Genomic DNA, 13,714 nt, shown 5'->3' with positions numbered 1-13,714 from the left:
ATATTCAGGAGTTATTGGAACAACAAGGGCATAAAATTCTTTGGCTTCCTGCATACAGCCCTGATTTAAATCCTATAGAACAGATGTGGGCATGGGTTAAACGTAAGCGTAAAGAATGGTTGATCGATTCAGTCGATGAGTTATTTCAAGTTTTTTTCGAATCCTGTATGAATAATAAAGTAGTTTGACTATAGTCGTTCAGGTCAGCATGCAGAAGAGTTCCTGAATGGCTGGCAGGGCCATCTGGTCTGTGATGATTACAGCGGTTATAAAGCACGCTTTAAATCAGGTCAGGTCATTGAGGTGGGCTGCATGGCGCATGCGCGTCGTAAATTCCATGAGCTACATGTGACCGGGAAAAGTCAGGTCGCTGAACAGGCATTAGTGCTGATTCAGAAACTGTATGCGATAGAAGCAGAACTCAGGAAAAAGACCGATAGTACAGCAGAACACCGCCGCGAATACCGACAACAGCACAGCCAACCGGTGATGCAACAACTGTATGAATGGCTCAACCAACATTATCTGACGGTGCCATCGAGTTCTCCAACCGCCAAGGCCATCAATTACAGTCTGAAGCGTTGGCCAGCCTTAAGCCGCTATCTGGATGATGGCAATCTACCCATTGACAATAACTGGGCAGAGAACTCAATGCGCCCCTGGGCCTTGGGACGAAAGAACTGGCTATTTGCAGGTTCGCTGCGCAGTGGTCAACGAGCGGCCAATATCATGACTTTAATCCAGTCAGCAAAGCTGAATGGGCTGGATCCGTATGCCTATCTCAGTGATGTGCTGAAAAGGCTGCCGACACATAAAGCGACCCAAATAGAAGAATTACTGCCACATCGCTGGAAATCCAACTCAAATTAAAAAATAGGCATGGGGTTCAGCGGACGCTTACGCTTGACCTTCAGCTGCAGTGGCTTGAGCACGTTGCAAATTTGCTTCGAATTCAGCATCGAAGTTAATTGGTGTAAGCAACAATTGAGGGAAGCTGCCTTTAGTTACCATGTCGTTCACCGCTTCACGAAGGAATGGGAACAAAATGTTCGGGCAGTAAGCGCCAAGAATGTACGGTAGGCGTTCTTCTTCAACGCTATCAATCAGGAAAATACCTGCTTGAGTTACGTCAACGATAAATGCTGTATCGCCACCGTTGTTTGCTTGTACCACAACTTTTAAAGCAACTTCAAAGTGTGTTGGATCAACTTTTTCTGCAGAAGAAGAAAGGTTGATATTTAGCTCAGGTTGCCATTCTTTAGTAAATACTTGAGCCCCAGGTACTTCGAAAGAAATATCTTTAGTATAAATACGCTCTAATGCCAATTGTGGTTGAGCTTGTTGTTCTTCACTCATTGTTTATTCCTTAATATGAGGTGACGATTTATGTTTTTAATTAAGCCAGCATATCGTCGAGTTTACCTTCACGCTCTAAAGCATAAAGTTGGTCAAAACCGCCAATAAACTGATCTTTAATAAAAATTTGTGGAACTGTACGGTGGTTGGTGCGTTGCATCAATTCAACTCGTACTTCAGGCGCTTCATTTGATAAATTAATTTCTTTATAAGCCACGCCTTTACGCTCTAGGAGCTGTTTAGCACGAATGCAGTAAGGACATACAGTTGTTGAATAAATCGTAACTTCAGCCATGTTAATCTCCTAAGAAGCGTTATTATTTGCTTTTAACCAATGGAAGGCCTTGAGCTTTCCAGTTGCTAATACCACCGTCAAGACGGTAAGCGTCAGCATGACCGACTTGTTGAAGTGCAGTACCTGCAACTTGACCTAAGTTACAAATGAACACCAATGGACGGTCAGAAGTCTTTAACTCTTCAATATTTTTTGTAATTTGGCTATATGGAATATTACGGCTACCGCTAATATGACCTTCGCGGAAATCTTTCGCATCACGCAAGTCAATCAATTGTGCATTTTTAGCTTTAACTAAAATACCCAAAGACTGTGGTGAAATTTTGCGACCATTACGCTGGCCTTCCAGAATAAAGAACAATACGACCAAGACAGCCAATGTTCCAAATAAGAAGGGGTGATTCCCCATAAACTCGAACCAACGTTCCACAATTCACCTAATTACAATTTAAAAATTGCCAAGAGTATAGCTCATAAATATGGTGATCAAAATCACCCCTTCAAGGGCTATAGTAGAATAAAAATTAATTTTTTTGCTGCGCTTCAGTGATTTCGTCAATTAGACGTAAATAACTTTCTAAACGACGCGGCAAAATTTCACCATTTTGTGCAGCAATACGAAGCGCACATTGTTTTTCATGTTTATGTGTACAGTTACGGAACTGACAATAGCCCAAATGCGATTCAATTTCTGGAAAACCCTGTTGAACCTTGTCGAGTTCTAAATGCCATAAGCCAAACTCACGGATTCCTGGAGAGTCAATTAAGGCAGATCCTTCTCCAAATGCAATCAAACGGGTTGATGTTGTGGTGTGTTGACCAAGCGCTGAGTTTTCAGAAATGATATTGGTCTTTTGTGCAGCTTCAGGCACGATGGCATTGATCAGGGTACTTTTACCGACACCGGATTGACCAACAAAAGCCACAGTTTCGCCAGAAAGTCGGCTTGATAATTCCGTTAAATCGCCATCCGACTGTGTTTGTAAAACTTCATAACCCAAATTTCGGTATTCATCCAACAAACATAGAATAGGATCGTTGTCTTTTAATAAGTCTGACTTATTCATGACCAATAGAGCAGGAATATCTGCATCTGCACATGCCACCAAGTAACGATCAATTAAACCTGGGGCTGGTTCAGGCAAGGGCGCAAAGACAATTACAATTAAACTGACATTGGCCGCCACAGGTTTTACTTTGTGGTAACGGTCAGGGCGTGTGAGTAAAGATTGACGCGGATGAATTGCGGTAATAATACCCAAGCCGGTAATAGGATCTGCTTGCCATTTAACACGGTCACCTGTAACCAATAATTCTAGATTGGTACGGGTATGACAGCGCCAAATGCTGCCTAATTCGATTGGTTTCCAATGTGGTTCAGGTTCACCAGCTTGTACCACAGGTTTTTCAGGATGAATTTCAGGCGTAGACAAGGCTTGGACTTCAAGTTGTCGTCCATAATGTTGTACGACTAAACCTTCCAAATCGGAAGACGTGTCAATTTCTTCTTGACGGGATTTATGCTGTTTCTGAATGCGTCGTTGCTGTTGTTCAGTCAGTCGACGCTTACGAATTAAAGCCATTCATATCCTAAAAAACCACGAAAACTAGATGGCAAAAATAGCATGAAGCGGGGTCTAATTACAGCGCAACCCCAATAAATTTGCTACTATGTTCACTTTTATAGCCTAATAAGATTGCACATTTATGAGCAGCACACCTGATACTCGCCTGATTTGGATTGACCTTGAAATGACAGGTCTCGATACAGATAACGACCAGATTATTGAAGTTGCTACAATTGTGACGGACGATAACCTGAATATTCTGGCGGAAGGGCCTGTGTTAGCCGTTCATCAATCAGATCGCGTGCTCAATGCAATGGATGAGTGGAATACTCGTCAACATGGTCAATCTGGCTTAATTGAGCGTGTTCGTCGCAGTAAATTGACGGCACAAGATGCTGAACAACAAACTTTAGAATTCCTAAAAAAATGGGTAAATCCAAAATCTTCACCAATGTGTGGTAACTCGATTTGCCAAGACCGCCGCTTCTTACATCGTTTAATGCCTGAAATGGAACAATACTTCCACTACCGTAACCTTGATGTGTCGTCAGTGAAAGAATTGGCGAAACGCTGGCGCCCAGAGATCATGGGTGGCTTAAAGAAAAATGCGTCGCATTTGGCGATGGATGATATTCGTGACTCGATTGCAGAACTCAAATACTATCGTGAGTATTTCTTTATTATGAATAAAGACTAAGGTTGTGACATAAAAAAGAGGCGAAAGCCTCTTTTTTTTATTCGAAGCGTTTGCACTACCGTTGATAGACGTTGGCTTGATGAATCTCAAGGAAATTCGCAGGTTGAGCCAAATCAGTGAAGCCAAATTGACGATATAAACCATGTGCATCTGCCGTTGCAAGCAGCATGCGTCTCAAATTTGCAGAGCCACATTTTTCAAATAGAGTACTCACAATCAATTTTGAATAACCTTGGCCTCGATGCTTATCTGCTACATAAATATCTGCTAAATAGGCAAATGTTGCATAATCCGTTATGGCACGACCAAAACCAATGAGTTCATCATCGAGAAGTAAAGCCACAGCCAAGGAATTTTCAATCGCTTTTTTCACCACATGTTTAGGAATATCTTTTGACCAATAGGTATCACTTAAAAAGCGGTGCACTGTATCTAAATCTATTTCATTTTTGTCATCGGTAATTTTTAAATTATTTGGCAGAGGATGGATGTCCATGGCAATACACACTTGAGCTTTTGATCTATGGTTATATTTTTAAAGCAGATCTCCATTCGCTGTAAATGTTTATTTTGATGGATTTAGACCTGATGCGGATTCAGCTCTATTGCGATGTATGCTGAATTGCGTTTTATCAAACAAAAATAGCAGTGAGTTTGCTAAAATGGCGGCTGATTTAACACTGCCTCCATACCTATGACTGAACTGCTCCAAGATGATGAATATGACCGCCGTTTTGCTGGTGTAGCCAAAATATATAGTGATGAAAGTTTTCATCATTATGAAAAAAGTCATGTCATGGTGATTGGGATCGGTGGTGTAGGCTCATGGGCGGTTGAAGCTTTGGCACGTACAGGTATTGGTGAACTGACCTTGGTCGATATGGATGTGGTCGCAGCATCAAATATTAACCGTCAATTACCCGCTATGAGTTCAACCCTAGGGCATGAAAAAATTGAAGTAATGGCTGAACGCTGTCGTTCGATTAACCCACGGATAAAACTCAATTTAATTGATGATTACTTAACACCTGAAAATGTGAAAGAAATATTAGCCGGCAATCCCGATTTAATTTTAGATTGTATTGATGACGTGAAAGCGAAATTCGCCCTCATGTTACATTGTCGTTTTAATAAAATTCCGTTGATTGTCTCGGGTGGTGCAGGCGGTAAACTCGATCCATTAAAAATTCGTGTGGCGGATTTATCTAAAACTGAGCAAGACCCGATGTTAGCAAAGTTGCGTACACAGTTACGTGGTAAAGGCATTTGTAAAAAGCCCAAAGAAAAATTTGGCATTACCTGTGTATATTCAATTGATAATCCATTTTCTAGTGCTGATGTATGTCCAAGTGCAGGACTGCGCTGTGGTGGTTATGGCTCGGCAGTTGTGGTCACATCGAGCTTTGCAATGGTTGCTGTGGCAGAGGTTTTGAAAAAATTAGACGTAAAACGTGTAAAAGCATGACTGCTATCGCATTTTGAAAAAAATTAAAGCACCGAAAGCGGTGCTTTTTTTGTATATAGAATTAAAATCAGACACAATGTTGGAATAATTAAAAAATATTATTTTTGGGGCAAGTATGTGGTTTTTACTGATACTAATTTTGGGGATATTGACATTGGCGTTTTGGATGTGGAAAAGACCAGATCCAGTAAAACGTGATCAAGCCAAAGCAGTTGGGCATGATTTGTGGCTAGAACAATTGGATGCGCAGCTGAAGTTTGCTGAGCGTTTAACCACAGATGTACAGCCTGATTATCTGCGTGCCTATGAGTTGTATCAAAACATGGCCAAGCAACATGAAATACCACAAGCCTATGTGGCCATGGGATTGATGCAATTAAAAGGCTTAGGTCGGGAAGCGAGTGTTGAGCATGCAACCAGCCTGTTAGAAAAAGCCTTCCAATTAGGCAGTGATGAAGCTGCTTATTATTTAGGTCAAATGGCGGAAGCAAAATTTGGTGCAAATGCTGACGCTGAAAAGGCAGTATATTGGTATCGACATGCGGTGGCGCGTGGTCATCTCGAGGCGCAATATCGTTTGGCAGAATTAAACCCAGACGATCAAACCCAAACAGAGCAACAACAATTTAAATTATTAGAAAAAAATGCAGCACAAGGACATGCCAATTCACAGTATCAATTGGCTCAGTACTATCTGAATTTGACAGAACCCAATTTGAGTTTGGGTTTAGGTTATCTATTTGAGGCCGCTGCACAAGATCATTTAGCTGCCAATCAATTGCTAAAACAAATCTACGAATCGGATCAATATTTTCCAAGTAATCAAGAAAAAGCACTGCACTATCTTAAGCGCTGCTTATTGTTGGGAGATAAGCAGGATTTGTATGAATATTACCAAGCCGTATTGATGGGGAAAATTGATATTGATCAGCGTCAGCGGGTGTATCATGATTTATTAAATCAAGCACGTGAGCAAAAAATTGCAGCAGCGAACCGAGTTTTGGGTCTTGCCCATTTTCATGGATGGCATTTAGAAAAACAGGAAAAATTGGGGTTTAGTTTTTTATCTGAAGCTGCGCGGCAAAAAGATGCGATGGCGATTACGGTGATTGCAGCTTTGTATTTTGAAAAGTATTTAGTCAGTGATGATCCTGCAAAAGCATTTGAATTATATAAAATGGCATATCAACTACAGCCTAATTTTTTTAATCAAATGGGGCTTGCAATGTGTTATTTGCAAGGTATTGGCCATGCGCAACATATGTCGCAAGCGCAAAAGTTAATGGGGCAAGCTGCAGAGGAATATTTGAATACGCCGATGCAGTGTGTCGCAGATCAAAACTATGTGATTGGTCGTTTGTATAGTACAGCAGAATATCCTTTGCCAAACCGTGACAAGGCTTTGAGTTATTTAAATAAATCTGTTGAACAGGGCTCAGCGCATGCTGCATGGTATTTATATCGCTTATACACTGAAAATACTTTAAATGAGATTACAGCTGATGCAGGGTTGGCCTTAGCTGCAGTATCTAAGGCTGCAAAATTAGGACATGCTCAAGCATTAACGACGTTAGCGCAAAAAAGTTTAGACGCAAAGCAGATACCACAGGATTTATCGATGGCATTGAAATGTCTCAATATTGCGGTGGACAAAAATAATGCAGATGCGATGACTCAATTGGGACAACTGTATGAGCATGGTTTAGGTGTGAAGAAAGATATAAATAAAGCGCTGGGTTATTATCTACAAGCCGCTGAACAAATGAATGCCGATGCATTAAGCCATTTAGGCCGTTTGTATATACATGGTGAAGGTGTAGAACGTGACCTAAATACCGCAAAGCAATATTTACAAAAAGCTGCTGTACAAAGACATGTGCATGCCATAGAGCAACTTGAAAATATACATGCATTTTTAGGCGATAATTAATATTCATCAGTATCATAATTAATTAACCAATGCTTAGGCATTGGTTTTTTATGTATCTATATTTGATCTAAACTTTGAGACTTGTTTCTCAAAAATAACAATATTTAGCTGAAAAAAGGCTTGTGTGTTTACATAAAGCCAAACAAAGGCTTCGTTTGAAATCTAGGCATATATCGGTTTTTTTGATTAAATGTGCTGCATATTTTATATAAAATTGATTTTCGATAATAACTATGCTTAGCAATATTTATTCAGCGCTTGAGAAGTTGGGTATTAACCCACAAAGACGCGCCTTACATATCCAATTTTCGAATACTAATTTAAATCAGCAGGTCTTTTTACAACGCATTGATGGAGAACATACCTTAAGCGAGGGTTTAAATGTTCAACTGATCTGTCTATCGACTTCTGCCACCTTAGAACTCAAACAATTTATTGGTACACAAGCTGCAATTGATCAGGTCACGGATGCGGGTCAATTGTTTCGTTTAAGTGGGATTATTACTGAAGCATATCAGGGGCAAAGTGATGGTGCTTTAACTCTGTATCGTCTGACATTACAAGATGCTACTTCACTTTGGCATAAACGCCGCAATAGTCGCGTGTTTATGAACAAATCGGTTCGTGATGTCGTTGAAACGGTATTTAGCGAGTGGCAAAAAAAGAGTCCACTTTTCGCTTCTAGCTTATCTTTAGATTTAAGTGGGCTGCAAAAAGACTACGATATTCGTCCTTTTGTGATGCAGAGCAATGAAACGGATTATGATTTTTTAACGCGCTTATTACGTAGTGAAGGGATCCATTGGTTAATTGATGAAGCCGAATTATTTGTCGCTTCATCATCAGCACAGATGCAACCGCAAAAATTACGCTTAATTGATGATAACAGCCAATATCAAGCGCTGAATCGACGCAATATTCGTTTTCATCGCAGTAGTGCGACTGAGAAAAATGACAGTATGACTAGTTTTTTTGGTCAGCGGAGTCTACAACCGACCTCGGTACATGTGCAGCGGTGGCAGGCGGATGTGCTTGAACAGGACGAAGGTGGTGGTTCAGTACAAAGCAAACATCTACATAGTAATAATCAAGATAATGCGAGCTTAAGCTTAGAGCAGGCATGGCATGTGAGCCCCGCATGGATGCAAGATCTGAATGGTGAAGATGCTGCAACTGCTTCTATAATAGTGCTCAAGTTGAACGTCTCAATCAAAATTTTAGTGATTATTATGCGGCTCAAGCCAAACAATTTATTGCCAAAAGTACTGTACGTGATACGCAGGTTGGTTACTGGTTCAAATTGGATGAGCATCCAGAGATTGAACAGCATCGGGGTGCCGATCAAGAATTTTTGATTTTATCCAAGTCTTTTTATAACCAAAATAATTTACCCAAAGACTTAACCGAACAAGTTACACAACTGATCCATCAAAGTCAGTGGCAAGTCAAACAAAGCGATGCGGATGAACGCCAAGCCAATACCTTAGCTTTACAACGTCGCAATATTACGACCGTCCCTGAATTTAATCCGCTTACACATAGACCAGTAACACATCCACAGCGTGCCAAAGTTGTGGGTCCTGCTGGTGAAGAAATTCATGTTGATGAATGGGGGCGGATAAAAGTCCGTTTCCTATTTACCCGTTCCGATGATCATGGCCATGATGGCGGTGCAGGTGCGAATAATAATGACACAGACTCGGCTTGGGTTGATGTGCTGACGCCTTGGGCCGGCGAAGGTTATGGCGCACGTTTCTTACCTCGAATTGGTGAAATAGTTGTCGTTGATTTCTTTGATGGAAACATTGACCGACCTTTTGTCGTGGGTCGTATTCATGAAGCGCAGCGTAGTCCTACTAAATTTGATAATAAAGGACAATTACCAGATACCAAAAAGCTAGCAGGGATTCGTTCTAAAGAAGTCGGGGGTGAAGGCTTTGGACAACTGCGCTTTGATGACACTACAGGACAAATATCCACCCAACTGCAAAGCAGTCACGGTGTGACACAGTTAAACTTAGGTAATTTAAGCCATCCTAAAGAAAAGGCCGAGAGTGAAAGTCGGGGTGAAGGCTTTGAACTGCGGACCGATCAATGGGGGGCGGTACGAGCTGGACAAGGTTTATTGGTGTCGACACATCAGCAAGCACAGGCAGGTGGGGTACATTTAGCGAGCAATGAAGCCCATACTCAAATCGAAAGTGCATTGAATAATGCTAAAGGGCTGAGTGATGTAGCGAAAAACCAACAGACCGACCCTCTTGAAGTATTGGAGAGTCTTCAAGCTTTTATTGAGATATTAAGTCAGGATGATCAGCAAAAAGCTGCTGAGTTTAAGTCGGCCGTAATGGTATTAGCTGCGCCAAATTCGATTGCGATGAGTTCCAATGAAGATGTACATATTTCCGCAAATGGCCAGATTAGCCAAACTGCGGGAGAGAGTATCAATATTTCAACACAAAAATCATTAGTTGGTCATGCAGGCAAAAAAATCAGTTTATTTGCAGCGCAAGAAGGATTGAGAGCATTTGCTGGGAAAGGGAAAGTTGAAATTCAGGCACAAGGTGATGGACTCGATCTAATTGCACGTAAGGGCATTCAGATTATTTCAACCGAAGATACGGTTTATATCACCAGCCCTAAAGAGATTAATTTAACTGCGGGGGGATCGCAGATCAAACTGAATGGTTCGGGCGTGTTTCCGACTACGGGTGGGAAGTTTGAGGCGAAAGCGGGACAGCATAAGTTTACTTCGCCGACATCAGTAAATCCACCAGCTTTAAATTTACCAGATTGCTCAGCGAAGCAAGGTCAAGCTGCAGAGTTGGGTTCTGCCAAGGTGATTTTATGAGTAGTTTTTATTTGGTCAATGAAATTAAAAATTACTCTACAGATAAAATCTTTGAAGATATGAGTGCTCTTCTTGATCGAACTGGTCGATTATTGGTTTTACTTGATGAAACTTTAGAGGCTGATAGCTTTAGTGAGTTAAAAAGCTGTTTAAAAGAAGAGAATATCATTTATTTGCCTTTAGCTCAGGGCAATAAGCCAAAGAATACTAACTTATTTTTTTTGGAAATAAAAAAGAAAGACGTACTAGAAAAAGTTGGGAAAGAAATCGCTAAAAAAATTTCCAATAATTTTGAAGTTCAAAATGATAAATATTTAGTACATGGATTTGGCACAAGTGTACTTGAAAATAACATAATCAATGAAAAATTCAAAAGTAGTGTAGTTGTTCAAGATCTAAATTCAAAAATCTTATTCCGTTGGTATGATCCTAGAGTATTAAATTATTTGGATCAAATATTTAATGAAATGGAATTGAATAGTTTACTAGGATTATTTGAGATATGGAATTTTGTACATCCTATTGGATATTTTAGCTGGGAAAAAAACAAGATAAAAAATTTATATCCCGAAAAATTAATAAATTATCACATGATCAATCTCTAGCTTTAGATTTAATAGAAATTAGTAATTTGGTGTTTAGATCGGCATTTGAATATGATGAAATAGATCGAGATAAATTAAATCCGAAGAATATATTATTAAACTTATTTGTCGCACATGAAGAATACGAAGTTCATAAATATTCTGATCTTTTGAGTTATGGTTTATACGCTGAAATATTAGGTCGACATTTTTTTATTCACCCTCAAGTTGAAAATATTCTAGAACAATATTGGAATAAGACAGAAAATGAATACGATTTTAATGAAGCTATGAATTTTCTTCATAAAGATCAATGGGTGTTAATAAAAAATGATTTAAATGATTTAGAGAGTATTACTCATGGGTAATGATAAAAAAAATTCAACCGTTAATATTACAAATTCTAAGCTACCTATGCTAAAAGGTTCACAAGCACAAATTAACAAAGCTACGAGTGAGGAATGGAAGAAAAACTTAAAAGGATATGGCTTAGGTAGTCCAAATTCATTAGAACCAAAAAAAATTTCATTAGATCCGCAAAAAATGAAAAGTGAAGTGGAAAAAGCTGGTAAAAACTCTAAGATTCCCATTCAATCAATTCATAGTAATAAACAGAATATTACAGCTAAGCAAAATGCTAAAGAATGTTCAAATTTTTGTAGAGAAAGTGGATTTAGTTTTTTACCTTTAAGGTATTCTGTAGCATCTCTGGGGGTGAGTACTTTACCTTCTAATTTAGGTAAAAATGTAAGTGATGGAATAAAATTATCAAATCACAAATATACTGTTTCTATTATTAAGAATGGTTATATATATTTATATTTTAAAAGAAAAGGTAAGCCTGAGTGGAAGGGTTATATTACAAAAAATGGCTATAATCAAGAATTCATAATTGGAAAAAAAGCACCCTTAGAAGCGAATAATTTTGCTTGTCAAAAATCAGGTCATTCATTTAAAGCTTCATTGATTACTGTTCCAGAGATTACACCTAATGATGTGGATAGTACTTATATTATTTACACGCATGCTCCGTTGACCGCAAAAAAACGTTTAGAATTTGAGAATAATGCAGACTCGTATGTAGGAAAGGGTTATTGGCAAAAAATTGATATTAAAGGCTGGAAAGGAGGTAATTTAACACAACAACATTGTTTATCTTCACAAACTTTAAATAAAGTACATATTGGTGAGAACAGCTTTGGAGCTGGAAGATGGGCGGCAATTAATAGAGAATTTAAAGCGAAGCCTAAAGAATATTGTGCAATTGCACTTTATGATGCAATAGGAATTACCGCTAAGCTTAACGAAGCTAGAAATAGAAAAGCATTTGCAGATTTAAATACTTTTCTTAACACAAAGAAAAATGGTATTTCTAACCACCATAGAATGCAAACTATTAATTTAATAGAAAATATTCAAAAGACTGTTCAAGAAAACTATATTGGTATAAGGACAAAAGAATTTATTCAAAGAACGCAGGATATTGAGAAATATAGCGCATTGGATAAGCGCAGAAAAGATCGATTAGAAGCGGCTAGACGGAATAAAGATTGGGAAACGGTTAAGCTCTTAGAAAAACAAATTGCAGAAACAGAACAAAAAAGAAAAGAAAATCTTGGTACTTCAGATAATTCTGAGAAAAATCAAGAAGGTGAGCAAGGTGTTATTGTTAAAAAAGGTATTGCTAAGGGAGAAGTAGCATGGAAGAAATGCCAAGATCAATTAGATTTAACCGCAATTGATCATTTTAATAGTCAAGTCGATAGTGAGTCGAAAAAAGGATATAACAATGCAATTAGCTACTTTGATGATCATTATAAATGGTTAACTTCACAAAATTTATTAAATGGATTGGTATATTTTGATACGAGTGAAGTACTAGAAAGTGGCAAGTTGCCTGAAGGAAGCAATGGTTTTATCTTTCATGCTGTCGTTATGGATCTAATGTATGGGATTACTTTTTTAGATAAGGGAAAAGAGCTTATAAACTCTTGGTTATTAAAGAAAACAGTAGAAACGAGTAATTTGTTTCTTCGTGCATATTGTTTTAATAATGCGAAGTTGATACAGAATTATAATCAAATTTTTAGCAGTGACGATACCGCAAAAAATATGATGGACTATACAAAACAAGGATTTTCTGCTTTTGTTGCTGCAGATGCAGGTTTTGATGAATGGTTGAGTCAGGCTGAAAGTAAGAAATATATTCAAGCAAGAGATTTTAAAGTTAATGATAAACTTTTTTATTGGATGTCTTTAGCATTGAACTCTGCATTAAAACAATTCTCAGATTTGAAAATGAGAACAGTGCAGGTCAATCAAATTAATGCAATAGCAATTCAAGGGAGTCAAATACATATTTCTCGACTATTGTATTTAAAGTCAGGTCCACTTGCAAAACACATTCCAATTACGCAGTTGTTTTATAATGTTCAATTTAACTCTGCGGCAAGAGCAGTAGTAGCTGGAAATCAGAATTTTTCAGTGGCTGCTGCCGTCGATATTCGAACAAAGGTCAATTTAGCGGTCAAATCATCGCCACATATAACTAAGAATCGTATATTGGCAATTGTCGGTATTTTTGAGATGTTGAATTTTTATTTTCAATACGGTGCTTGGCAAAAAGATGTTGAAAATAAACCAGAAATTGCAGCGCAATTGGTTGGTTCTTCGATGTCTTTACTTGCTGTGACATTTGAGGCTATGGGTGAAAATTTCCATACTCAAGGCAAAGCTGTTGCCTCATCTGCGACAGCCTTTAGAATTTTTGCTGGGGCGCTGGGGCGCTGGGGCGCTGGGGACATTGGGAGGTGTAATTGGTCTGTATGTGGATTATAAGAATATAGGACTTACGCACTATTATTTATAGATTCTCTGTGGTAGCAGATGATTTTTATCGAGAATAAAGTCATCAATGAAGTTTTTGATAACTGGTCTAAATAATTTCTTCTGCCAACGATATACATTT

Annotated in this window: 12 protein-coding genes and 3 pseudogenes; 9 read left to right on the top strand and 6 right to left on the bottom strand. The window is 38.7% G+C overall.

Going from position 1 to position 13,714, the window contains the following annotated elements; all coding sequences use genetic code 11:
- Positions 1 to 14: 14 nt before the first annotated feature.
- Complete coding sequence (locus FTV09_RS17940; RefSeq protein WP_373687715.1) at positions 15 to 188, top strand: transposase; 174 nt, start codon at positions 15 to 17, stop codon at positions 186 to 188.
- Positions 184 to 870: pseudogene (locus tag FTV09_RS15030) on the top strand (IS66 family transposase); the annotation flags it as partial. The gene FTV09_RS17940 and the pseudogene FTV09_RS15030, both read left to right, overlap by 5 nt.
- Positions 871 to 897: 27 nt before the next feature.
- Here FTV09_RS15030 and secB read toward each other — a convergent pair.
- From secB to rsgA, 4 genes are all read right to left on the bottom strand, one after another.
- Complete coding sequence (gene secB / locus FTV09_RS15025) at positions 898 to 1,356, bottom strand: protein-export chaperone SecB (RefSeq protein ID WP_180058764.1); 459 nt, start codon at positions 1,354 to 1,356, stop codon at positions 898 to 900.
- Positions 1,357 to 1,396: 40 nt separating this feature from the next.
- On the bottom strand, positions 1,397 to 1,651 hold the full coding sequence (gene grxC, locus FTV09_RS15020) for a glutaredoxin 3 (RefSeq protein WP_067763600.1): 255 nt from the start codon (positions 1,649 to 1,651) through the stop codon (positions 1,397 to 1,399).
- Positions 1,652 to 1,673: 22 nt separating this feature from the next.
- A complete protein-coding gene (locus FTV09_RS15015) occupies positions 1,674 to 2,081 on the bottom strand; it encodes a rhodanese-like domain-containing protein (protein WP_067763597.1) in 408 nt (135 codons plus the stop codon).
- A gap of 94 nt (positions 2,082 to 2,175) precedes the next feature.
- Positions 2,176 to 3,234 (bottom strand): ribosome small subunit-dependent GTPase A, encoded by a 1,059-nt coding sequence (rsgA, locus tag FTV09_RS15010; RefSeq protein WP_180058763.1) that lies wholly within the window; start codon positions 3,232 to 3,234, stop codon positions 2,176 to 2,178.
- 124 nt (positions 3,235 to 3,358) lie between these two features.
- Here rsgA and orn point away from each other — a divergent pair, with 124 nt between their 5' ends.
- Complete coding sequence (gene orn, locus FTV09_RS15005) at positions 3,359 to 3,916, top strand: oligoribonuclease (RefSeq protein ID WP_067763591.1); 558 nt, start codon at positions 3,359 to 3,361, stop codon at positions 3,914 to 3,916.
- Positions 3,917 to 3,971: 55 nt separating this feature from the next.
- On the opposite strand, the gene FTV09_RS15000 is transcribed toward orn, so the two are convergent.
- Positions 3,972 to 4,412 carry a GNAT family N-acetyltransferase gene (locus FTV09_RS15000; RefSeq protein ID WP_180058762.1) on the bottom strand — a complete coding sequence of 147 codons (441 nt, stop codon included), beginning with the start codon at positions 4,410 to 4,412 and terminating at the stop codon, positions 3,972 to 3,974.
- 198 nt (positions 4,413 to 4,610) lie between these two features.
- Here FTV09_RS15000 and FTV09_RS14995 point away from each other — a divergent pair, with 198 nt between their 5' ends.
- The 6 genes and pseudogenes from FTV09_RS14995 to FTV09_RS14975 all read left to right on the top strand — a co-directional run bounded on the left by FTV09_RS14995 (position 4,611) and on the right by FTV09_RS14975 (position 13,584).
- Complete coding sequence (locus tag FTV09_RS14995) at positions 4,611 to 5,381, top strand: ThiF family adenylyltransferase (RefSeq protein WP_180058761.1); 771 nt, start codon at positions 4,611 to 4,613, stop codon at positions 5,379 to 5,381.
- Between the two features lie 115 nt (positions 5,382 to 5,496).
- The gene (locus FTV09_RS14990; protein ID WP_180058760.1) at positions 5,497 to 7,311 is read left to right on the top strand and encodes a tetratricopeptide repeat protein; all 1,815 of its coding nucleotides are present in this window, start codon (positions 5,497 to 5,499) and stop codon (positions 7,309 to 7,311) included.
- A gap of 233 nt (positions 7,312 to 7,544) precedes the next feature.
- Positions 7,545 to 10,162: pseudogene (locus FTV09_RS14985) on the top strand (type VI secretion system Vgr family protein).
- The gene (locus FTV09_RS18160) at positions 10,159 to 10,767 is read left to right on the top strand and encodes a hypothetical protein (RefSeq protein WP_257222911.1); all 609 of its coding nucleotides are present in this window, start codon (positions 10,159 to 10,161) and stop codon (positions 10,765 to 10,767) included. Before FTV09_RS14985 ends, FTV09_RS18160 begins: the two are co-directional and overlap by 4 nt.
- 29 nt (positions 10,768 to 10,796) lie before the next feature.
- Positions 10,797 to 11,114, top strand: a complete 318-nt coding sequence (locus tag FTV09_RS18155; RefSeq protein WP_257222910.1) for a hypothetical protein — start codon at positions 10,797 to 10,799, stop codon at positions 11,112 to 11,114.
- Positions 11,107 to 13,584, top strand: coding sequence for a T6SS effector BTH_I2691 family protein (locus FTV09_RS14975; RefSeq protein WP_180058759.1), 2,478 nt, complete (start codon positions 11,107 to 11,109; stop codon positions 13,582 to 13,584). The genes FTV09_RS18155 and FTV09_RS14975 overlap by 8 nt, the downstream gene beginning before the upstream one ends.
- 21 nt (positions 13,585 to 13,605) lie before the next feature.
- Here the strand turns inward: FTV09_RS14975 and FTV09_RS14970 are convergent.
- Positions 13,606 to 13,714 (bottom strand): annotated as a pseudogene (locus FTV09_RS14970) (IS701 family transposase); the annotation flags it as partial.

The sequence above is a fragment of the Acinetobacter sp. YH12227 genome, assembly GCF_013417785.1.
Lineage (GTDB): Bacteria > Pseudomonadota > Gammaproteobacteria > Pseudomonadales > Moraxellaceae > Acinetobacter > Acinetobacter gandensis.
This window is presented reverse-complemented; position numbering and strand designations above follow the sequence as displayed.

Excerpts from the sequence above, each read along its gene's own strand:
- secB (WP_180058764.1), bottom strand. The coding sequence starts at position 1,356 with ATGAGTGAAGAACAACAAGCTCAACCACAATTGGCATTAGAGCGTATT.
- grxC (WP_067763600.1), bottom strand. The coding sequence starts at position 1,651 with ATGGCTGAAGTTACGATTTATTCAACAACTGTATGTCCTTACTGCATT.
- rsgA (WP_180058763.1), bottom strand. The coding sequence starts at position 3,234 with ATGGCTTTAATTCGTAAGCGTCGACTGACTGAACAACAGCAACGACGC.
- orn (WP_067763591.1), top strand. The coding sequence starts at position 3,359 with ATGAGCAGCACACCTGATACTCGCCTGATTTGGATTGACCTTGAAATG.
- FTV09_RS15000 (WP_180058762.1), bottom strand. The coding sequence starts at position 4,412 with ATGGACATCCATCCTCTGCCAAATAATTTAAAAATTACCGATGACAAA.
- FTV09_RS14995 (WP_180058761.1), top strand. The coding sequence starts at position 4,611 with ATGACTGAACTGCTCCAAGATGATGAATATGACCGCCGTTTTGCTGGT.
- FTV09_RS14990 (WP_180058760.1), top strand. The coding sequence starts at position 5,497 with ATGTGGTTTTTACTGATACTAATTTTGGGGATATTGACATTGGCGTTT.
- FTV09_RS18160 (WP_257222911.1), top strand. The coding sequence starts at position 10,159 with ATGAGTAGTTTTTATTTGGTCAATGAAATTAAAAATTACTCTACAGAT.
- FTV09_RS14975 (WP_180058759.1), top strand. The coding sequence starts at position 11,107 with ATGGGTAATGATAAAAAAAATTCAACCGTTAATATTACAAATTCTAAG.